Genomic DNA, 21,086 nt, shown 5'->3' on the forward strand with positions numbered 1-21,086 from the left:
TTATTTAGAGCGAATGGCCTGCAACAGGCCTTCAGCGTCCAGCTCTTTTGCGTAGGCGTCCTGAACCGGCGTCACCAGGTCAAGCAGCTTTTCACGACCGGCAAAGGCGTGAACCTCGATCTGCTTGGCGGTTTTCATCTGGTCCAGCTTCTTGGAGTCTTCAGATGACTCAAGCGCACGGCCAAATTCGCCGGCTTCCTTGCCAGCCTTGAGAATGGCTTTCTGAAGATCTTCAGGCAGCTTGCGGAACGCCTTGCCGCTGAAGATGATCGGGCGAACCGTAATCGAGTGCTGGGTCAGTGTGATATGCGGTGCAACCTCAAAGAACTTGTACTGAAGCAGGCTGGCCGACTCGTTTTCAAGCCCGTCCACAACACCGGTCTGGATGGCATTATATACCTCGGAATAGGCGATGGCCGATGGGGCCGCCTTGATCGCCTCGAACACCCGTGCCTGAATGGGAGCGCCCATGACGCGCATCTTGTGACCGGTCAGCTCTTCGATGTTGGAAATCTTCTTGTTGGAGATCAGGTTGCGGGTGCCGCCACCTGCATATCCGATAATCATCAGGTCCGCCTTCTTGAGCAGTTCTTCTTCCAGCGGTTTCAAAACGTCGCTGGACAGAACCGCGTTCCAGTGATCGAGGTCACGGAACACGAACGGCATGTCCATCAACGGCACAGAAGGTGCAAAACGGGCCAGGTTGGATGGCGCGATAATGGCATAATCGATGGCAACACCCTGGGTCAGGAAGTTGACATAGTCAGGCTCGATACCCAGCTCGCTGTTGCCACGCAGGTCAAAGGTGACCTTCTTGCCGTATTCCTTGTTGACCAGCTCACCAAGCTTGATGAGGGTCTTGGAATAGGCGTGCTCATTGTCGAACAGGCTGGCTCCGCGCAGCGTAACATCTTCTGCCTTTGCAGCGGTGGCTGCAAGCAAAGCCGTCGCGGCAATAACGGCGCCGGACGCAAGTTTTTTTATACTGTTAATCAGGTTCATTTTTTCCTCCACTAGCCCCGAAAAGCCACCAGAACCATTCTGGAACAACCCTTCTGAAATGGGGTTCGATGATGAAATTAGTCATGTTGAATTTGACGTGTCAATCATTATGTTTACTAGTATGGTACTTTTTCAAGCACAGGCAAGAGGCCCGTGCGGCCTTGCCGGGAGGTGGAAAATCCTGAATGGAATATTGGCTCCTGGCAGTAAGATATTGATTGCAGATGTTTTAAAATGCCACATGCCATAACAGTCGATGAAGCCCGATCGCTCTTTCTGCGGAAGAGTTTTCAGCAATCATCGTGATGACCAAGTTCACGCCGATTTTCCAATTGGCACTCGGAGACCCATGAAAATGCTCACCGGCAAAGAAAGTTCAGGCCAGCTCAGGGCCATGCTTCATGCAGTGCCCATCGTTCCTGTCCTGGTGGTTCACGAGGCAGCACACGCCGTGCCGCTGGCGCAAGCATTGGTGTCGGGCGGTTTGCCGGTCGTGGAAGTAACACTGCGCACGCCGGCGGCCATTGACGTCATCAAGCAGATGAGCTCGGTGGCTGGTTGTGTGGTCGGTGTGGGTACGTTGGTGTCAGACGGCGATGTATCAGCAGCGATAGATGCAGGCGCCAGGTTTGGCGTGTCTCCAGGCACAACGGAAACACTCGTTACGTCCTGCGCGCGCCTTGGTTTGCCGTTGCTGGGTGGCGTTGCCACAGTCTCTGAAATGATGCGGCTCAACGAACACGGATTTGATGTTGCCAAGTTCTTTCCCGCCGAGGCATCCGGCGGCGCACCGGCGCTGAAAGCATTTGCCGGCCCCATGCCCGATTTCCACTTCTGTCCGACCGGCGGTTTGAACCCGAAAAATGTCGAAGACTACCTCAAGCTGCCGAACGTACTATGTGCGGGCGGATCATGGATCGTGCCGCCTGAGCACCTGAAATCTGAAAACTGGTCGGCAATTGAGAAACTGGCAGCACAAGCCTCGAAACTGTCCTGCTGAACGCTGCTCCCCGGCAGTCAATGAATTGCAGGCATAAAACCAAAAACCTCCACATTCGTGTTGTTGTCTGAAGGTCGGCCTGACGCTGTCATCTTTCCGGTTTCCGCATAGAACGGCGTCGCGACAAGCCGGCCAACACCCACGCGCGAGCGGGTGAGAGGGCTCGTGCACGCAGTCAACAAGCTCAAGTGAGTTTGTTGAGTGAGTGAGATGCGAGGAACAGTTTCATGAAGATCACCGTAAATGGCGTTGAACATTCGTTCGACGGGGACCTTTCCATGCCGGCACTTTGGTATGTACGCGACGAACTGGCGCTGAGCGGCAGCAAGTTCGGCTGCGGCACCGGCCTTTGCGGCGCCTGCACCATACATGTAGACGGAAAAGCGGTTCGCGGTTGCCTGGTATCAATGCAGGAACTCGACGGCAAGTCCGTCACCACCATCGAAGGGCTGAGTGAGGACGGCAAACACCCTGTCCAGGTAGCATGGCGCGACCAGAACGTGCCGCAGTGCGGTTACTGCCAGGCCGGCCAGATCATGCAGGCAGCTTCCCTGCTCAAGTCCAATCCGAAGCCCAGCGACCAGGAAATTCTCGACTCCATGAGCGGTAACATCTGCAGGTGCGGGTGCTATCAGCGCATCATTTCCGCCGTCCGCCAAGCATCAACGGGAGCGTGAAGCCATGTTACATCAACTTCAATCATTCGCGGAAAGCTCCAATTCGACAACCGGCCAGGCACTGCAGGCCGCCTTGCGAAAGGTCGCAACGACAGAAGTCAACCGCCGCGGCATTCTCAAGGGAGCAGCAGGTTTCGTCCTGGCCGCCCATTTCCTGCCGGGCACAGCTCAGGCTTTTGAGGCCTACCCGACGCAAGGCCTGAACATGCCCAACGGCGTGCGCAACGATCCGCATATTTTCGTGTCGATCGCGCCTGACGGACAAGTCACGATCATCGCGCACCGCTCTGAGATGGGCACCGGTTCGCGGACCTCCCTGCCGATGATCATTGCTGACGAGATGGAAGCCGATTGGGACCGTGTCACCATTGTCCAGGCCGAAGGCGATGAACCCAGATACGGCAACCAGGATACCGACGGGTCGCGCAGCCTGCGCCACCACATTCAGCCATGCCGCGAGATCGGCGCCGCCGTCCGCAAAATGCTGGAACTGGCCGCCGCCAGGAAATGGAGCGTCAGCGAAGATATGGTCGAGGCATCCGGCCACCAGGTGACGCACAAGACGCTCGGCACCCGCATCGGCTACGGTGACCTGGCAGAACCGGCCATGGCCCTGGAAACCCCTGCCCGCGACCAGCTCCGGTTCAAGACCGAACAGGAGTTTCGCTATATCGGCAAAGGCCAGGTACCCATTTACGACCTGCACGACATCACCACCGGCAAGGCGGTCTACGGCGCAGATGTGAATTTGCCGAACATGAAATTTGCCGTCATTGCCCGGCCTCCTGTCGTCGGCGCAACCATCAAGTCTGTCGATGACAGCACCGCGCTGGCAGTACCCGGTGTCGAAAAAATCGTGCAAATTCCGGTGACACCGCTGGGGTCGAAATTCAAACCACTGGGTGGCGTGGCCGTGATTGCCAAAAACACCTGGGCCGCCCTGCAGGGCCGCGATGCACTGAAAATCGACTGGGACAGGGGCGAGCACGGGTCGTTCAACACTGCGGGCTACGAGAAGGAACTGCGTGCATCGGTTGCACAACCCGGCGCATCGGTGCGCAATCAGGGCGACACCGAAGCCGCGCTGAAATCAGCTGCCCGTACAATGACCTATGAATACTACCAGCCCCATCTGGCCCATGCGCCGATGGAGCCGCCCGCAGCAGTTGCCGCCTACAAGGACGGCAAGTGCGAGATCTGGGCGCCAGTCCAGAGCCCCTACACGGCACGCACCGACACGGCCGAGTATCTCGGTTTGAAACCGGATGCCGTGCGGGTGAACGTCACCCTGCTCGGCGGCGGGTTCGGGCGCAAGTCAAAGGCTGACTTTGCCACTGAAGCCGCCTTCCTTGCCAGAGAAGTCGGTGGTGCGGTGAAAGTGCAATGGACCCGTGAGGACGATGTCCGCAACGGATACAGCCACACATCTTCGGTCGAGCGCATTGATATCGGCCTGGACGCCGACAACAAGGTAACAGCGTGGCGCCATCGCAGTGCCGCGCCATCGTTCCTGTCGACATTCGTCAAGGATGAGGGCAACCAGCACGAAATCGAAATCGGCATGGGGCTGGAGAACCTGCCCTACGCGCTGCCCAATGTCAGCGCCGAGCAATGCAAGGCATATGCACACACGCGCATCGGCTGGTATCGTTCGGTGTCCAACATTCCTCGCGCCTTTGCGGTCCAGTCGGCAACCGCCGAACTGGCGGCGGAACTGGGCAAGGACCAGAAAGACTTTCTCATCGAAATGATTGGTCCGGACCGCGTCCTGGAAGCCAAGGCGTCCGGCCTGCCGGGCAAGTTCTGGAACCAGTATGAACCGCAAAAGGAATTCCCGTTCGACACTGCGCGCCTGCGTGCGGTTGCGGAACTGGCTGCCGACAAGGCCGGTTGGGGCAGGTCTCTGCCGGACGGTGAGGGTCTTGGCATCGCGGTTCACCGCAGCTTCGTGTCCTATATCGCCATGGTGGTTCACGCCAGGGTGGAAGGCGGCACCGTCAAAGTGCCGGAGGTGCATGTGGCGATCGATTGCGGCTTCGCCGCCAACCCGGAGCGCATCCGTTCGCAGATGCAGGGTGCGTGTGTGTTCGGCATGACCACCGCCCTGCACCTGGGGCTTACCTTTGAAGACGGTGAAGTGCAGCAGGGCAATTTCAACGACTATGAAATGGTGCGTGCCGACAACTTCCCCGAAGTGGTGCACACCCACATCGTGCCGCATCCGTTCGCGGTGCATGCAACAGGTGTCGGCGAGCCGGGAGTGCCGCCTTTCATTCCGGCGCTCACCAATGCCATCTTCAACGCCAGCGGCAAGCGGATTCGCAACCTGCCGATCGGCGATCAGCTGGCTTGAGCCGGATCTAATCAACAACATGGGGAGGCGGTCACCCGACCGCCTCCCTGCTTGCAAGTCGCACTAAATTTCAAGCTCGCTCTGGTAGGCAAACAGGGCTGGTTGGCCGCCAGTGTGAATAAACAGAACCCGCGCACCCGCTGCAATCACGCCTTCTTTTACCAGTCCCGGTACACCGGCAAAACTCTTGCCGGTGTAAACAGGGTCCAGAAACAATCCTTCCTGACGCGCCATCATCATGATCGCCTCGCGCGCAGGCGGTCCGACATGGCCATAGCCCGGCTCCAGCGCGCCGTCCCAGGTCAGGATATCCGCAGCATCAACAATCGGATCACAGTTCAGGAGCGCATCAAGGTTTGTGCCCACCGTAGCCAGCCTCTGGGACTGCGCCGCAGCGTCGCGCCGCACGCAGATGCCATGAACCGGAATGCTCGAACCCAGTGCGCGCAGGCCGGCCAACAGTCCGAAATGAGTCAGGCCGCTTCCCGAGGCAACCACCATGCAGTCGAACCCGTCGTCCTGCTGCAGGATTTCCTCAGCCGCCTTCATGTACCCCAATGCGCCAAGGGGCGGATTGTTCAGGCCCAGCGGAATGACGTAGGGCGTACGTCCTTCGTTGCTCAGTTCCTCGGCCCGCTGGCGCAGCGCCAGGTCGGCACCGGCTTCGTCCTCGCCTTCCGGATAGCGCATGAATTCCGCGCCCAGCATGCGGGACAAAAGGACATTTCCGGATGTGTTGTAGATTGCATCCATGCCCCGCACGCGATCTTCCATCTGAATTACAGCACCTAGCCCAAGCTTGGCGGCAGCTGTTGCGGCAGTGCGCGCGTAGTTGGATTGAACCGCGCCTGTGATCAGCACAGTATCGGCGCCTTTCTCAAGAGCAGCACCGAAGTAGAATTCAAGCTGCCTGACCTTGTTGCCGCCAAAACCAAGCCCGGTCAGGTCATCCCGCTTGATTGACAGCTCAATGCCGAGTTGTTGCGACAACCGGTCAAGCCGTTCGACAGGCGTTGGTCCGGACAGCAACTCAGCCCTCGGGAAGCTGCCTATCCCGGCAAACTTGTCGTTCATCAGAGAAACCTTTCATGCGAAAGACGCGGCAATTGAGCTTGCCATGCAGCACCTTTACCAATAATGCCCGACGAGGAAACAAAAAACGGTCAACCATGAAACCACCCACCATCATATTGCGCAGCATGCTACCGGAAGACCATGAGGCTGTCGGCAGGCTCAGCGTGGGCGACCAGCAGCAACAGTTCGTGGATCCGATGCCGCTCACACTTGGGACATCGGCCCTACTCCGCGACAATATGGTAATCGAACACGAAGCTGAAATTGTCGGGTTCTTCCAGATCGACACCAAAGCGCCAGGCTATATCCGCCAGCCAATGCTGGAATTGTGTCAGGTGGTCATTGATCAGAGACATCAGGGCAAAGGCTTTGGCAAAGGGTTTCTCCTGCTCTTGCCGGCATTCCTGAAACAGCAATACCCGGCTGCCGCCGGTGTTGTGCTGACCGTCAACTGCCGCAACAAGATGGCCCACCATGTTTACAGTGCCGGCGGGTTTCATGATACCGGCGAAATCTACACTGGCGGCCCCAGCGGCCCGCAACACATCATGACATTGTCCTGGAGCCGCGAGGTCTGAGCGGCGGTTGCGGCTAGCGCACCGTAACCGTCACCGATTGCACTGCGTTGTTGCCAAACCCCTGATTGTCCCAGCGCGCATCAAGCGGTTGCACCTGCCCGTTGGCATCGGTTGCGCGGCATTGCAGAACATGCTCGCCGGGCGTTGCATCCCAGTGCCAGTGCCAGCGGGCCCAGGCAAATTTCGAGTCTGGTGCCGTCAGCGTAGCCTCATGCCAGCTGCCGTCGACACTGATCTCGACCCGCGAGATACCTACGCCATTGCCGGACCAGGCCCGGCCCATTATTTCCACCGGCCCGGCGTCGGCAAAACGCCTGCGTGAGTAAAAGTCAGGAAACCCCGGCGGAATCATCAGCGACCTGACGCGTATTTCCTGCACAAACGTGCCGGGGTCTTCCGGTTTGTCTCGAAAGATGTAAGTGCCAACCTGCTGCGGGCCGTCGAATGCCCGGTCAATCGCTTCTATGCGGGTCAGCCATTTCACACTGGCCACGCCGTACCAGCCGGGCACGATCATGCGCACCGGCGCTCCATGCTGCGGCAATAACGGCAGATCATTCATTTCATGGACCAGCATAACCTCCGGCTGCATGGCATGGGCGACCGATAGAGACCTGCCAAAGTCATGTTCACCCTGGGCGTCCTCACCGTGATCGGCACCGTAAAACACGATTTCAACTGCTGACGGGTCTATTTGAATTTTTTCAAGAACATCGCGGAGCCTCACCCCGGTCCAATTTGCCGTGCTGACCGCCTCGTGCTGCCACGGCATGCTCTGATAGCGCCGGTCAATATTGGCGCGACCGTTACCGGCGCACTCCAGGGTTACCGTCTGGGTGATCTGAGGCAACGATTTGAGGTCAGCGAGCTCGAGCACAGTGGGCTTGCCCACCAGGCCGCCGATCTCCAGCGTCCACGTATCAGCCTCCAGATACGGATAGTCGAAGTGGGTCAGCAGGTAGTGCATACCGATCGGCGTCACGTCATAACGCAACATCTCCAGGGCGATGCCCGAATTGCGGTTCGCCAGCGTTACTTCTTCGCGGGAAAAATCGCCCTGCTTATGGTCTCTCAACTCACTCATCCATTCTGTTTTCAGGCTGTTGGCAGTGTCTCATACCATGAAGCACACCGCGCCGTCAGCAAGCCTGACAGGTAAAAAGTTTCCTGGTGGACTAGCGGGAAAATTGATGGTCATGACAGCGCATAATCGTTTATCGTTGCCTGCCGCACAGGGGTGCAGAGCAGTTATCCGGGTGGGAGAGAATTTTGGGATTGATGCTGCAAAGCCTGTGCGGGCTGATTGTTATTCCGCTCATTGCCTGGCTGCTGTGCGAACGGCGTGCTGCGGTTCCCATAGGCCAGGCCGGCAAGATTGCAGCCGGCGGAATTGCGCTGCAGTTCATCATCGCAGGCCTGTTCATACTGATCCCGCAACTCAGCTTCGTCTTTGATCTGCTGGCAGGCGCCGTCATTGCGCTGCAAACGGCAACCGGCACCGGCATGAAATTTCTGTTCGGATATCTGGCAGGCGGTCCCACACCCTTCACCGTTACAGACCCCGGCAAAGGGTTTGTACTGGCACTGCAGGCATTGCCGATAATCGTAATGATGAGCGTTATTGCGCGACTGCTGTACCACTTGGGCATTCTGCAGAAAGTTGTCGGTTTCCTTGCCTGGCTGCTTGGCCGCAGCATGGGCGTCACCGGTCCGGTAGGCACGGTCGCTGCAGCCAACGTGTTTGTCGGCATGGTGGAAGCACCCATTCTGGCTCGGCCGTACCTTGAAGGCGCCAGTCGCGGCGCGCTGTTCGCCATGATGACCACCGGCATGGCCACAGTCGCCGGCACGGTCATGGCCCTGTACGCAATATTCCTGGAACCGGTACTGGCCGGCGCCGCAGGTCATATCCTGCTGGCTTCACTGATGAGCGCGCCGGCAGCGCTGGTGACCGCCCGTCTGATGGTGCCCTGGTCGAGCGAGGAAGACGCCATCGACGTCACCGAGATTGGCGAACCGTATAAAAGCGATTCGGTCATGGAAGCCATCGCAACCGGCACAACCGACGGCGTCAGGCTTGTGGTGTCGGTTGCCGCCATGCTGGTGGTCATGGTCGCGCTCGTCGCGCTGGTCGACATGGCATTGTCGGCTGCCACATCACCTTTCGGTGCAACCGTTTCAGCACAACAGATATTCGGCTGGGTGATGACACCCCTTGCATTGCTGACCGGCATCCCGTGGAGCGAAGCCGCTCAGGCGGGCCAGCTGATCGGTGTCAAAACCGTTCTCAACGAACTGCTTGCTTACCTGCAACTTGCAGATACCGGCACGACTGTACTGTCGGACCGCAGCCGGCTTATTCTGACTTATGCACTGTGCGGTTTCGCCAATTTCGGCTCACTCGGGATCATGACCGGCGGCCTGCTGGCCCTGTGTCCGGACCGGCGGGTCGACATTCTGTCTCTCGGGCCTCGTTCGCTGGTGTCCGGCCTCTTGGCAACACTGATGACCGGCGCGGTCATCGGTGTCATGACACCGCCATAAGAAGGTCGTGGCCTACCGGCGGCGGCGATTGCCGCGACCCCGGTAAAAGCCTCTGTTCCATCCGCCAATGCCGATCCCGATGTTCGGGCGCCGGTCATAATCATCATAGTCGTCGTAGTCATCGTAATCGTCGAAGTCGTCGTCATCCCGGTATTGCGGCCTGCGGCGCTTGATCTTGGTAACCCGTTTTTTCCGTTTTGGCGGCGCATACAGCGCTACCCGCTTGCAGTGCTTGCGGCCGGAAACCCCCAGGCGGCCCAACCGCGCCGGCGCCAGCCCGTAAAGGGCCGTGAACACGTCATTAAGGTCATCCGTGCCCTCATAGTCGTTCTGCTCGGTAAATTGCCGGAGCGCCGCTGCCGTTTTCGGCCCCATGATGCCGTCGGGGCGTCCGACCTTCATGCCCTGGCCGGCAAGGCCGAGCTGCACCGCCATAAGCAGTGGATTTACACGGCCCGAAACCTCCCCGGAAAACACATCGATCTCCAGGCAATTGGAGGATGTCTGTGACATCCGCCTGGGCAATCTGGCGCCCAGGGTCCAGGACTGTCTGGCGCCGGGTTGAAGCGCGACCTGGCTATGGCAGATCTGCTTGCCCCGGCCGCTATAGGCGCACTGCCACCCGTCCTGCTTTGCCGGCTTGCGCACGGCGCCGTGCAACACGCCGGTCAGAAACAGCGGACCCTTGTAAATTCCCGCGCCGTCATTGCTTACCTCAAGCTTGTAGTTGCAGGTTTTGCCACGGCGGCATTTCTTGTCCTGCGCCAGTTTGATCGTCAGCCTGGCATCGACGGGATCATAAGCCTCGACAGCGATGCGGGACGTGTCCTGCTCGACCCGCACCGGATCGCGTTTCACCACTTCATCGCCCTTGGTCACCACGACAACCAGGTCGCGGCCAACAAGATTGTCGGGCAGTTCAACACGGTGACGTCCCGGCCGCGGCTTGCCGGGCTTGTCCGGATCGGTTTCCCGCTGCGGGTCGCGTTCCTTTTCGGGACGCTCTTTCTCTGGCTTTTCCTCGTCCACGCGCACCGGCGGGATATCCAGTTCAACCACCCGGCCCGGCTCATCCTCTTCAACTTCTTCGGGCTCTTCGGAAACCTCCGTCACCTTTATGCCCGGCACATCCTTGCCACCGGGCGTTCGAAACGAAATCGACGCGCCCGGAACCGGTTCTCCTTCGGTTTCAATGTCGATATCAACAATCACCGCATCTGCCGGCGTCGCCAGCACCATGCCCATCGACATCGCCAGCACCCATGAAAGACCGTGTTGTTTCATCGCAATCAACTCCTGTTCAAACCAGGGCATCGACCCTGACTGTTCGTTATCCAAGTTTCAGGCTGAAACGTGCCTCGCGCTCGGCTCCGTTCTTGTGCCGGGTAATCAGCCTGATCGTCCACTGCTTGGCGCCCTTGAAAACCCCGGTCGGCAATTCGATCAGCAATCCGTCGTTCACCGGTTTCAGTATCTTCCGGCTCACTTCGAGCCATTTTTTCGGTTCCGGTCCCTTGCCAAGCCGGATAACCGCCTCCTTGAAATCGTCGGTGTTACTCGTGCCGAGAACACGCAGCACAGGCTTGCCGCTGCGTGTAACAACCTTGACGCCGCTGATCCGGCTTTCATTGAAGTATTCCGGGTCCGCCGCCAACGCCGCCGTGGCGTCCAGCAGTCCATAGCCGGTATAGTTATCAACCCCCGGCGTCTCGATATCCCGGGCCGAATGCAACACCATGCGGGTCGCCTGTTCAGCGGTGAGTTCCGGATTGCCGGCGAGAAGCTCTGTTATAGTTCCTGTCACGATCGGAGTGGCAAATGAGGTTCCGCTGGCCCGATAGTAAGACCGGTCCTCTCCGAGAATACCTTCACCACGCTTGTATTTCACACCACGAATGAGTGACAAAAGATCGGTGCGCCGGGCCCGCAGGCTCAACACATCCACGCCCGGAGCCGCAATATCCACCAAAGGTCCCCAATTGGAAAACCCGGCCCGCCTGTCCTTGCGGTCCGTTGCGGTTACGGTCACAACACCGCGCAGCCCGGCGGGCGAAAAGTCCGCCACCGACTTGCCGGAATTGCCTGCCGCAACCACCACGATAGCCCCCTTGCTGCGCGCATGATCGATAGCCAGCTGTTCAACTTTGGTGAGGGTCCGGCCACCCAGGCTCAGATTGATGATCCGTGCGCCATGCTCTGCAGCATAGTTGATCGCCTCTGCTGCCATGGAGGCATATCCCCGGCCAAAAGCATCAAGCGCCTTCAAGGGCATGATTTTGGCGGAGGAACTGATGCCTGAAATACCAATGCCATTGTTCTGCGCAGCGGCAATGACACCGGTTACGAACGTGCCATGACCATCATAGTCCCACGGCTTGTTTCTGTTGCGGACGAAATTCCAGCCCACAATGTCATCGACATATCCGTTCTTGTCGTCGTCGATACCATTGCCCTGCACCTCGTTGGGATTAGTCCATATCTTGTCGTGGTCTATGTCGGGATGATACCAGTCCAGGCCGGTGTCGATGACGGCGACGGTAACGTCTGTCGAGGCAGGCAGCCTGCTCGGCCACTGGGGCAGTTTCTCTTCTTCAAAACCAACCCGCTTGATCGCCCATTGATTGTCGAACTTCTGACCCCACAGTCCTGATGTTTCATACAGCGGGTCCTTGCTGTCTTCCTTGTTGCGGCACGGGTCTGCTTCGACAAACTCAGTCTCCTGCCAGCGACTGGCATTCCGGGCGAACTCGGCGATGTGCTGCCCCGGAAGACTGACAACATGGATATTGTTGTCTCCGATACGGAAGTTCCGGTTGACGCATACCTTTGCCCCCTGGGGAACCAGTCTTACCGGCAAGCGTGTCCAGTTGGCCGCGGTCGCAACGACCAGTTGCGGATTTTGCCTGACGACCCGCGCCGTCCGGGTCACCTCGGGCTTGCCGGGTGTCACGGCGTCGGCGGCGGTCTTATCCTCTGACACCTCTGTCAGCTTGATGCTGCCAGGATCATCTTCCGGTTGCGGTGCCACCGACAGCAGGAGCTGTCCGTCATCCCCCAGCTCATCGCCCTCAACCCCGGCTGCATAGTTTTCCGAACCGGTGAGGTCTGCATCAGGTGTGTCACCGCCTGGCAGATCGGGTTCTGGGGCCAGCAACCGGACCGTGGCGCCCTGCAGAGGCTGACCATCGTCCTCGTTGACAAGGATCAGCGAGACAAGCGTGTCCTGTGCCTTGACCAGTCCCAGTTCCGGTTTTTCGCCCGGTTGATCCTCTTCAGGCGGTTTTGATGCAACAGGAGGCTGTTTTTGATCTTCGCCGGCCTGCTTGGGCGGTTTTGGTGTCGGCTCGGTCGTGACAGCAGCAGGTTGCCCGGGAACGCTCGTCAGGCCGGGAACCGGGACACAATCGGGGATATCCTCCGGCCGCGTTTGCGGCGGACGGGACGATGGAGGTGGCGTCGGGGTCAGGTCCCGGTCAGGGGTTTCCAGGATTTGCCTGCCGGTGGCATACAAAACCGAAGCGACGCACAGGTTAGGATCACTGTAGGAAACGGCAAAGCCTTGCGCTGAAACTGGTGCGGAACCGGATATCCACAGGATCGCCGCTGGTATGGCCCAGGAAACCCGGCGAAACCGGGTAAAGACTGTCGATTCAATGCTTCCGAAAGACATCGGGGGCGTATTTTTCGAAACGGGTATCAGACGCATCACAACCGCCGTTAGTTAAGTCTGACGCGACAGAACCATCGCGTCAATTTATGGCAAACTCGCGTCACACCCATTGCCCGCGGACATGTTTCATTCACATATGCGGTAATTGTATGACTTGCCGCGTTTGGCGCGGTCGAAATGAAAATGGTGCTGGTGGGCCGGATTGGAACCGGGCCCGAGCACTGTGGTGAAGTATCCGCAAGCCGACGTACGCAGGGCTTTGAACGCCAGTTTCTCCTGCTTGCCCAGGTTGCCGCCAATCTGCAGGTTGCGTTTGTCCGACAATCGAAAGCCGGTAATATCGAGTGCGTTTCCCTTGGCATGCTCGCTGATCTTGGCCTTTGCGCCGCCTGCCCGCCTGCGGCACACAATGCCTGGCCCGGTGTCTATCGCTTTCAGCCTGGCGCCCGCGTGGTCTGCCATCACCGGACCGGCCACCTCTCCTGTCCATCTCGCCAGCAAGGCGGCAAACTCACATGCCATGACCGGTTTCTGCCGGAAACTGATCGTATCCGTTCCATTGTTCACCGACGCCAGTTCCACCGCATCGCCTATCGTGCACGATCCCTCTGTCGCGGTCCCTACCCATTTGAAGGAAGCTCCGGCAGCGTTGAGTGCGGCTTTGCATTGCTCGCTGCGGCCGGGGGCATTTTCGCCAAGGTTGGAATAACTCACCGCAGGTGCCGACGGTTGTAGCGCCTGCGGTTGCACCGGCTTGGGTCGTGGCAACGGCACATCCCGGTCCGCAGATGCAGCCATAGAGATGCCGTCCGGCAACAAGAAGAAACCGGTCGCGAAAACAAACAGATATTGCAGCTTCAATATATTACAAGCCTCACAAACAAGACCAATTCCGGTGCAGTTTGACATACTGCTTCTGTGGCAGTTTCTCACACAGGAAGTTTTTCTGAGCTGGCACCCTCGCTTATCAGGCTCTTTTGATGAGGCCAATCACAAACAGCAGGATGATGGCCCCGATCGTGGAATGGATTATCGATGCGATGATGCCACTGCCGAGCGATACACCGATGGCCGGGAAGATCAGGCCGGCGACGAATGCCCCCACGATGCCGACCACAATATTGCCGATCAGGCCAAAGCCGTAACCCTTCATGATCTGGCCCGCCAACCAGCCGGCCACGGCGCCGACCAGCAGCAAGACCACAAGACTTTCGATACCCATGATGCCTGTCTCCATTTGCTCCAGATTGCACCGTAAAGCGATTCCGATACTGTTAAAATCAAAACCGCGCTCGCCAAATCGAACCCCGGCCGCACCGGTTTTGTGACCATCAGGTCAATTTCAGCGGAAAATCAGGCGTATCTGGAAAAGTTGCGCGCTCATCGATGCTCCAGGCAGTTTTAAATGCCACATACTTTGGGCTCTGACAATGCAATGCAAAACACAGCTGCATTGGTAGTGCCAGACACTCAAATGGCCATACTTGGCCTTTTTTTAGACTCACTTTGCCCTGAATTAGAGCATGTACTAAATGCTGAAATCAGCCTACTGACTTGCTGAACGTAGCGCTATTTAGTGCACGCAAGGTAAGAATTTCAATTTGTTGATAAGTTAACGTGGCCACACAATTGCCAGCATACGAACATAATTTTACCCGATTCTTTACTCGTTTAAACCTGATTCGATATTCACAATCTGAGCCCTGAAAATGGGATGGCACGGCGTGTAAGTGTACGTATCCGTACGTATAGTCTTACCCAAAGTCCTGGTGTTTACGCCGGGCAAAGGGGTCATATGTATCGTTTGTTTTCTGCGGCGGTTGCCGCATTGTTCTCTCTTGTGGTTATCAGTATTGTCCCTGTCGGATCAGCGTTTGGGCAAGCCCATTCCGATAGGGTGCAGGCTGCAAACAATGACACCGTGAGTGTGATCTCTGGCGGCATCGGAGGAACTTATATCCGGATAGCCGCCGATTTGCAGGCCGAACTGGATGATATCGATAATCTGCGCATCCTGCCTATTGTCGGCAAGGGTTCCATCAAGAATATCGAGGATTTGCTGTATCTGCGCGGGGTTGATGTCGCCATCGTTCAATCGGATGTTCTGACCTATTTGCGCAACAAGAAAGTTTACGGCGATATTCGCAACCGGGTGAACTACATCACCAAGCTCTACAATGAAGAGCTGCATCTGGTCGCACGCCGGGACATAACAGACATCAGGCAACTTCGCGGCAAGAAGGTAAACTTCGGCGGTAAGGGTTCAGGCACCTACATGACGTCCGAAACAGTGTTCGGCGCTCTCGGAATCAAGGTCACCCCGTCCAGCCACGGCTACGAAGACGCCCTGGAGAAAGTGCGCACCGGCAAGATTGATGCAATGGTCTATGTCGCCGGCAAACCCGCATCCATTTTCACTTCCGTCAAAAAGGATGACGGACTGCACATCGTGCCGGTCCCCTACACGGCAAAACTGCAGCGCAGCTACCTGCCGGCAAAGCTGAGCTCGAAGGACTACGGCAATATGGTGGATGCTGACAGCCCGGTTGATACCATCGCAGTCGGGGCAGTCATGGCGGTGTTCAACTGGAAACCGAAGACCGGGCGCTATTATCGCGTGAAGCGGTTTATCGAAAGCTTCTTCGCGCAGTTTGACGAATTCCAGAAGGCACCGCGGCACCAGAAATGGGGTGAAGTGAACCTCGCCGCGGAATTGCCGGGCTGGCGCAGGTATTCGGTTGCAAGGGACTGGCTTGCGGCAAACCAGGCCAAGGTGGCTACAGCTGCGCCGACCAAGAAACAGCGTAAACTGTTTGAGGCGTTCCAGGCGTATCTCGCCAGTCAGGGTCGCACGGTGGCACTCAGCCAGTCAGACCAGAAGATACTGTTCAACAAATTTATCCAATGGAATGAGGCGGTTTCCAAGGCAAACTAGACAAAGCATGCCGGGAAAACCCGGCCAGTAAGTAAGTCGATCCAACGAGGTCGCGCGCGTAACAGGGAAAATGACATCATGAGCAAGAAGGCCGACGACAATCGAAGTTCACTGGATTCATTAAGGCTAGATCTGGCCGAAATAGGCGATGAAATCTGGAATGATCAACAGGCGACCAACCTGGATGACGCCGACCCGTCCTCGACATCTTCCCCGCTTGGTGCAGGTGCAGTTAAACATGATGCCCGCGACATCCCTGCAAAGGCCGCGCAGCGCCCTGCGCGCGCGTCAAAATTCAGGTCCCGCGAAGAGGTCTTCGAACACCGCATGGCTGTCATGGCACATCGGCGCGCCCAGCTTGACGCCCATCGCAACAGGCAGGCCCGCAAGTGGTATGCATTCTCTGCTGCGCTGATGTTTATCGGTGCCAGCGGCCTTGGCGCATTTTACTACAGGACAGCCGACGACTGGAAGTTCCTCTCCTCCTACAGCCTGGATGCGCCGGATTTGCAAGGTCTGCAAACCGCATCTGCAGCAGGTGGCGGCAGCGCCGTGGAGGATTCGTCGAGCTCCCACTTCCAGAACGCGGAAGCGTTGGCACTATCTTCATCTTCTGCGATCGAACCGCAGCAAGCGGTTGAGGAAGTAACCGAAGTAGCAGCGGTTGAAATTCCCCGGCTGCCGGACCTGGAGACTGAAAAAGCCGCCGAACCGGTTCGTGAACCAGTTGCACCGATCCAGGTTCAGAATGAAGCTGCTGCCAAGCAGGTCGTTGCTGAATCCAAGCCCGCCAAACCGGCTCCCAACTTCGTCAAACCGGCAGCCAAACGGCTTGTGCGTATCGCCCCCACAGCGATGCCGGCAGCGCCTGACACCATCTACAACCTGAACAAGGCGCAAGCGGCAGCGGCTTCCGATACTGCCACCAGCGAACTCATCATGGTGCCTGTTGAAACAGCAAAGCAGGAAACGGAACAGAAAGTTGCCAGCCTGTCGCCACAGGTGACAGCTCCCAAGTCCAACACTGTTTCTGCGACAGCCACCGATGCCGACGATGCTGCCATTGAAAGCGCATTGAGTGTACCGCCGGAATCAATGGAGCTGGGAAACTCCGATCTGGCCGAGGATAAAACGGCAGATGACAGCAAGAGTCCTCTGCCTTCAAAGAACGGCAAGAAGGTTAGTATTCTGCTTGAGCGTGGCGACAAATTATTGCTGCTTGGCGACATCGTATCGGCACGTCAGCTCTATCAGCACGCTTTCCAGCAGGGCGATCAGCTTGCCGCCGCCAGGATCGGTTCTACCTATGACCCGCGCATATTTGCTCAACTGGGTGTGCAGGGCCTGAGGCCGGATTCCAAACTGGCGCTGGACTGGTACAACAAGGCTGTCGACGCTGGCGACGAAAGTGCAAAGCAAACCGCGCGCTCCCTCAGCAGGCAAATCAATCAGCCCTGAGCCCTGCTGGACAGATGTGAGAGCCAGTCGGGTTGGCAATTGCGTGGCTCGTGATCTTGACTCAGATTTACACACCCGTGGCCGGCGTGCCTGTTCTTAAGTCGTTCTCCTGACGCTTTCGCAGCATCACAAGGGGGGAATGTGCGCCACCGCAATATTCTTCCACAATCCGCACGACTTGCGATTGTTCAAGATGTTATTGTCTGCTATCGAGTTACCTTGCTGTAAGAATTGCAATGGTGAGTGGGCGATGAGCATGCAGGGGCTGACAATTCCAAAGTTGCCGGACATATTGATGCCTGTTCCGGTGGTGAAGTCTGGCGAGGACGTTGGCAAGTACATCCGGCTGGCATTGATGACGGCGATGCTGTCGGTGTGTTTCGAACGGATTCCGGGTGAGTTCAAACCGGACAATTTTCATTGGTTTTTTTCGACAGCTGTACTTTTAGGTGCAGTCGTTACACTGGCAGGCACCTTGTCCGAGAAATACAGCCGGATTGCCGTCGCCGCTTTCTGCGTCGTCTTCCTGTATGATGTTGCTATCGCATGGTCCGGCCAGGCAAACCACGGCTGGCTTGCCGTTTGGACGATACCGATCGCGATATTCTTCACGAAATGGTGGCAACAACCGCTGTATGCAGATTACCTGCGCATCACCCTCGGTGTTGTCATGCTGGGTGCTGCGGCGCAGAAGCTGCTTGCAGGCACCTATCTCGACGGATCGTACATTGCCTACTTGAGTTATTTTGGCACTACCACCGAAAACATGTTTCGCATTCTTTGTTCTGAAGACACGCTGAACAATCCATGCGGCTGGCACATATTCCTTGGCACGTTCATAGTGATCTGGCAGATCGCGGTAGGATTACTGCTTCTGGCCGGTGTCAAATCGTTGATTTTCCTGACAGTCGAAGTGGGCTTTCTGCTTGGCGCGGGGCTGTATGCGGACGAGATGAATTTTCAGGTCCTGAACATTGCGTTGTTGTGTATAGCATTCAGAGTGGGAATGTCTTATTCGCTGTTTGCAGTTTGTGGTGCTCTGCTGCTGATCGACATGCACGGAATTGGGGAGTTCGTCAATTATGTCCTTTGAACTTCCATTCTCAAAGCCGTCCGGCTGGTCCATTCAAAAGATCGTCCTGTTGGGGCTTATTTTGGTCCATTCGGTATGGATCGTTGTTCATCTGAACCTGGTATCGCGGGATATGATAAACCAGTGGAAACTGGGGGGCTATGGCATGTATACCGGTCCTCATCCCACCCCCTTAATTCATTTTTTCGATGCGCGTTTTGAGGGGTTTGAGGTAACCATGGACCAAAAAGACGTTCTTACGCTGGCGCGCGACAACCTGTATTTCATTTTCCGCTGCCGGCCCCTGAAAGTGGAGTCCATAAAAAAATTGCTCAGGAACAATCCCAGGTATATCGGTGTCCCCTTACGATTTATCGTGACGGAGAAGGAGATGAAGCGAAACCCGATCCGGCCTGAACGGTTGCCACACGCAATTCTTGAAATCCGCTGGACCGGAAAAAGCACATTCGACTATGCCGGAAAGGTATGCGGAAAAATTTTCCGGGGCGAAGCTGAACTGAAACCATGACATCTCCTGCAATCACCCTTGTTTATGACGGCGATTGCCCGGTTTGCCGGAACTATACCCAACATTTGTCAATCAAGCAGGCCGCCGGGACTTTCGAGCTTCTCAATGCTCGCGACAACCCGCCAATCGTCAAGGAAATCAACGCACTGAACCTTGATATGGACGAAGGTTTTGTCCTCAAGATCGGAGATCAGTTCTATCATGGCGCGGACGCCATCCACACCCTGGCATTGCTGAGCACCCAAACCGGTGTGTTCAACAGGATGAACTTCCTGGTTTTCAGGTCAAAAACCCTGTCCAGGATCCTCTATCCGATTCTCAAGACAGGCCGCGCCCTGCTGTTGGCTATGCTTGGAAATACCAAGCTGAACAATCTGGAAAACCGGGAATGATCGGCAGGTGACCAGCTTACCGGGCCGCCAGCAATGCCTGCTTCAGCACATCAGGGTTTCCAATATGATTGGCCAGTATGAGAATGAGGCGGGCATTGAATGCCTGGCTCTCTTCGTCGCTCAATCCGTCATGGGCGTTTAAGAGATCCGCATAAAAGTCGTCATGTTCAGCCATGTTCAGTGCCGTAACAAGCTGGTCACCCTGTGACATGAAAGTTCTCCCGGTTGTTTGCCAGCACACCTGATATTGCCTCGCTCACACAGCTCCTTGAATACTGCGTCCATCTGGCGACGATGTGCTGGTCCGGCCGCAACAGGTAAAGCGCCTGTGGCTCATCACCCAGATAGCGCGCGCGAACATCGTCACTTGCCTCTACTTCCAGGATCACAACACCATCGGGTGGTTCTTCCCCGTCCGGCATCGACAATCCTATCAACAGCAGACAGAAATTATTGCCGGTCCTGTTCAACAGCCAGTCATCGCCCAGGGGTGCGTCCTGGGCTGGTGCACCGGGACACGCCGGTTCAGGAAGTTTGTGTTCCACGCCAAGGTTTTGATGTTTGGCAGCATAACTGCATGGCACCGACAAGCGCCCGGAATTGACCAGGGTCCGGGCAAATTCCACCTCACCTGCCAGGCGCAGCGTTGCTTCCTGAAACCGTTTCTCCATCGCCGACTTCGGCGTCATGAAGGACGTGGCACGCGCGGAATTCGACAGGTTTTCATCCGCTGCCTCAACGCGTTCCGTATTGTAGGTTTCCAACAGCTCAGTCGGCACCTGAAACCTGACAATCTGGGCAAGTTTCCAGCACAGATTGTCTATGTCCTGGATACCGCCATTGCCGCCACGGGCACCGAACGGCGAAACCACGTGCGCTGAATCACCAGCAAAGACGATCCTGCCGTGAACGAAGCGCTCGAGCCGGGCGCACTGAAACGAATACACCGAGACCCAGTCAAGCTCGAAGGGACGATCTCCCATCATCGCCTTGATGCGGGGAACAACCCGCTCCGGTTTGCTCTCTTCCTCCGCATCGGCATTTGCGCCCAATTGCAGGTCAATGCGGTAAATATTGTCCGGTTGCTTGTGCAGCAGGGCAGACTGGCCTGAATGAAACGGCGGTTCAAACCAGAACCAGCGCTCGGACGGAAAATCCGCCTTCATCTCGACATCTGCTATCAGAAACCGTTCATCGAAATGCGTGCCTTCGAACGACAGGCCGAGCATTGAACGAACCGGCGAGCGCGCGCCATCGCAGGCAACAGCGAAACCCGCTTCCAGGTCATAGTCGCCGTCCGGCGTGGAGACTTGAAGCGTTACCGCGTCCTTGTGCTGTCCAATGCCGGTTACCTTGTTCTTCCACCTGAGATCGATCAGATCTGGAAAGTCGGCACATCTGTCAACCAGATATTGCTCGACATGGTACTGCTGCAGATTGATGAAGGCGGGCATTTTGTGTCCGGCCTGCTGCAGCAGGTCAAAACTGTAGACCTCGCGGTCACGATGGAACAACCGTCCGACTTTCCAGGTCACGCCTTTTTCCACCATGCGCTCGCCGACACCGAGCCTGTCGAATATTTCCAGCGTGCGCTTGGCCCAGCAAATGGCCCGGGAGCCGACCGACACCACATCATTGTCGTCCAGCACGACACAGCGCACTCCATGCAGCGCCAGGTCGATTGCTGCGCTGAGCCCAACCGGTCCGGCACCTATTATGACAACCGGATAAGGACCAGTGCCTTTGCCCGACAGTTCCGGTGCGACGGAGTATTCGAACGGCTGGTAGTCGTAACTGCTCAT

At 57.1% G+C, this 21,086-nt stretch carries 19 protein-coding genes; 10 read left to right on the forward strand and 9 right to left on the reverse strand.

Features of this window, described 5'->3' with window-relative positions; translation table 11 throughout:
* Positions 1 to 1,002, reverse strand: coding sequence for a TRAP transporter substrate-binding protein DctP (locus DHN55_RS11515; protein ID WP_108881839.1), 1,002 nt, complete (start codon positions 1,000 to 1,002; stop codon positions 1 to 3).
* Positions 1,003 to 1,357: 355 nt separating this feature from the next.
* Here DHN55_RS11515 and eda point away from each other — a divergent pair, with 355 nt between their 5' ends.
* The 3 genes from eda to DHN55_RS11535 all read left to right on the forward strand — a co-directional run bounded on the left by eda (position 1,358) and on the right by DHN55_RS11535 (position 5,032).
* The gene (eda, locus tag DHN55_RS11525) at positions 1,358 to 2,002 is read left to right on the forward strand and encodes a bifunctional 4-hydroxy-2-oxoglutarate aldolase/2-dehydro-3-deoxy-phosphogluconate aldolase (RefSeq protein WP_108881840.1); all 645 of its coding nucleotides are present in this window, start codon (positions 1,358 to 1,360) and stop codon (positions 2,000 to 2,002) included.
* A 227-nt stretch (positions 2,003 to 2,229) separates the two neighbouring features.
* Positions 2,230 to 2,679 carry a 2Fe-2S iron-sulfur cluster-binding protein gene (locus DHN55_RS11530; protein ID WP_108881409.1) on the forward strand — a complete coding sequence of 150 codons (450 nt, stop codon included), beginning with the start codon at positions 2,230 to 2,232 and terminating at the stop codon, positions 2,677 to 2,679.
* Positions 2,680 to 2,683: 4 nt separating this feature from the next.
* The gene (locus DHN55_RS11535) at positions 2,684 to 5,032 is read left to right on the forward strand and encodes a molybdopterin cofactor-binding domain-containing protein (RefSeq protein WP_108881410.1); all 2,349 of its coding nucleotides are present in this window, start codon (positions 2,684 to 2,686) and stop codon (positions 5,030 to 5,032) included.
* A gap of 63 nt (positions 5,033 to 5,095) precedes the next feature.
* Here the strand turns inward: DHN55_RS11535 and DHN55_RS11540 are convergent, their stop codons facing one another.
* Positions 5,096 to 6,106, reverse strand: coding sequence for a pyridoxal-phosphate dependent enzyme (locus DHN55_RS11540; protein WP_108881411.1), 1,011 nt, complete (start codon positions 6,104 to 6,106; stop codon positions 5,096 to 5,098).
* A gap of 95 nt (positions 6,107 to 6,201) precedes the next feature.
* Between DHN55_RS11540 and DHN55_RS11545 the strand changes: the two genes are divergently transcribed.
* Entirely contained in the window at positions 6,202 to 6,684 is a 483-nt protein-coding gene (locus tag DHN55_RS11545) for a GNAT family N-acetyltransferase (RefSeq protein ID WP_337660187.1), read from the forward strand.
* Between the two features lie 13 nt (positions 6,685 to 6,697).
* On the opposite strand, the gene DHN55_RS11550 is transcribed toward DHN55_RS11545, so the two are convergent.
* Positions 6,698 to 7,768 carry a molybdopterin-dependent oxidoreductase gene (locus tag DHN55_RS11550; RefSeq protein ID WP_108881413.1) on the reverse strand — a complete coding sequence of 357 codons (1,071 nt, stop codon included), beginning with the start codon at positions 7,766 to 7,768 and terminating at the stop codon, positions 6,698 to 6,700.
* 194 nt (positions 7,769 to 7,962) lie between these two features.
* Between DHN55_RS11550 and DHN55_RS11555 the strand changes: the two genes are divergently transcribed.
* Positions 7,963 to 9,228 (forward strand): nucleoside transporter C-terminal domain-containing protein, encoded by a 1,266-nt coding sequence (locus DHN55_RS11555; protein WP_108881414.1) that lies wholly within the window; start codon positions 7,963 to 7,965, stop codon positions 9,226 to 9,228.
* A 12-nt stretch (positions 9,229 to 9,240) separates the two neighbouring features.
* Here DHN55_RS11555 and DHN55_RS11560 read toward each other — a convergent pair whose 3' ends face one another.
* From DHN55_RS11560 to DHN55_RS11575, 4 genes are all read right to left on the reverse strand, one after another.
* Positions 9,241 to 10,512, reverse strand: a complete 1,272-nt coding sequence (locus DHN55_RS11560) for a peptidoglycan-binding domain-containing protein (protein WP_337660188.1) — start codon at positions 10,510 to 10,512, stop codon at positions 9,241 to 9,243.
* Between the two features lie 46 nt (positions 10,513 to 10,558).
* Positions 10,559 to 12,898 carry a S8 family peptidase gene (locus DHN55_RS11565; protein ID WP_337660189.1) on the reverse strand — a complete coding sequence of 780 codons (2,340 nt, stop codon included), beginning with the start codon at positions 12,896 to 12,898 and terminating at the stop codon, positions 10,559 to 10,561.
* A gap of 126 nt (positions 12,899 to 13,024) precedes the next feature.
* On the reverse strand, positions 13,025 to 13,696 hold the full coding sequence (locus DHN55_RS11570) for an extensin-like domain-containing protein (protein WP_337660190.1): 672 nt from the start codon (positions 13,694 to 13,696) through the stop codon (positions 13,025 to 13,027).
* 169 nt (positions 13,697 to 13,865) lie between these two features.
* Complete coding sequence (locus tag DHN55_RS11575; protein ID WP_108881841.1) at positions 13,866 to 14,120, reverse strand: GlsB/YeaQ/YmgE family stress response membrane protein; 255 nt, start codon at positions 14,118 to 14,120, stop codon at positions 13,866 to 13,868.
* 573 nt (positions 14,121 to 14,693) lie between these two features.
* Here DHN55_RS11575 and DHN55_RS11580 point away from each other — a divergent pair.
* The 5 genes from DHN55_RS11580 (at position 14,694) to DHN55_RS11600 (ending at position 19,284) form a co-directional block, all read left to right on the forward strand.
* The gene (locus DHN55_RS11580; RefSeq protein ID WP_337660191.1) at positions 14,694 to 15,833 is read left to right on the forward strand and encodes a TAXI family TRAP transporter solute-binding subunit; all 1,140 of its coding nucleotides are present in this window, start codon (positions 14,694 to 14,696) and stop codon (positions 15,831 to 15,833) included.
* 78 nt (positions 15,834 to 15,911) lie between these two features.
* Positions 15,912 to 17,291, forward strand: a complete 1,380-nt coding sequence (locus tag DHN55_RS11585; protein ID WP_108881419.1) for a hypothetical protein — start codon at positions 15,912 to 15,914, stop codon at positions 17,289 to 17,291.
* Between the two features lie 139 nt (positions 17,292 to 17,430).
* A complete protein-coding gene (locus DHN55_RS11590; RefSeq protein WP_337660192.1) occupies positions 17,431 to 18,384 on the forward strand; it encodes a hypothetical protein in 954 nt (317 codons plus the stop codon).
* Positions 18,374 to 18,892, forward strand: coding sequence for a hypothetical protein (locus DHN55_RS11595; protein WP_108881421.1), 519 nt, complete (start codon positions 18,374 to 18,376; stop codon positions 18,890 to 18,892). The genes DHN55_RS11590 and DHN55_RS11595 overlap by 11 nt, the downstream gene beginning before the upstream one ends.
* Positions 18,889 to 19,284 (forward strand): DCC1-like thiol-disulfide oxidoreductase family protein, encoded by a 396-nt coding sequence (locus tag DHN55_RS11600; protein ID WP_108881422.1) that lies wholly within the window; start codon positions 18,889 to 18,891, stop codon positions 19,282 to 19,284. Before DHN55_RS11595 ends, DHN55_RS11600 begins: the two co-directional genes overlap by 4 nt.
* A gap of 16 nt (positions 19,285 to 19,300) precedes the next feature.
* On the opposite strand, the gene DHN55_RS11605 is transcribed toward DHN55_RS11600, so the two are convergent.
* Together DHN55_RS11605 and DHN55_RS11610 are read right to left on the reverse strand one after the other, a co-directional pair.
* Entirely contained in the window at positions 19,301 to 19,495 is a 195-nt protein-coding gene (locus DHN55_RS11605; protein WP_108881423.1) for a DUF2783 domain-containing protein, read from the reverse strand.
* The gene (locus tag DHN55_RS11610) at positions 19,482 to 21,086 is read right to left on the reverse strand and encodes an FAD-dependent monooxygenase (protein ID WP_108881424.1); all 1,605 of its coding nucleotides are present in this window, start codon (positions 21,084 to 21,086) and stop codon (positions 19,482 to 19,484) included. The genes DHN55_RS11605 and DHN55_RS11610 overlap by 14 nt, the downstream gene beginning before the upstream one ends.

Source organism: Anderseniella sp. Alg231-50 (assembly GCF_900149695.1).
Classification (GTDB): domain Bacteria; phylum Pseudomonadota; class Alphaproteobacteria; order Rhizobiales; family Aestuariivirgaceae; genus Anderseniella.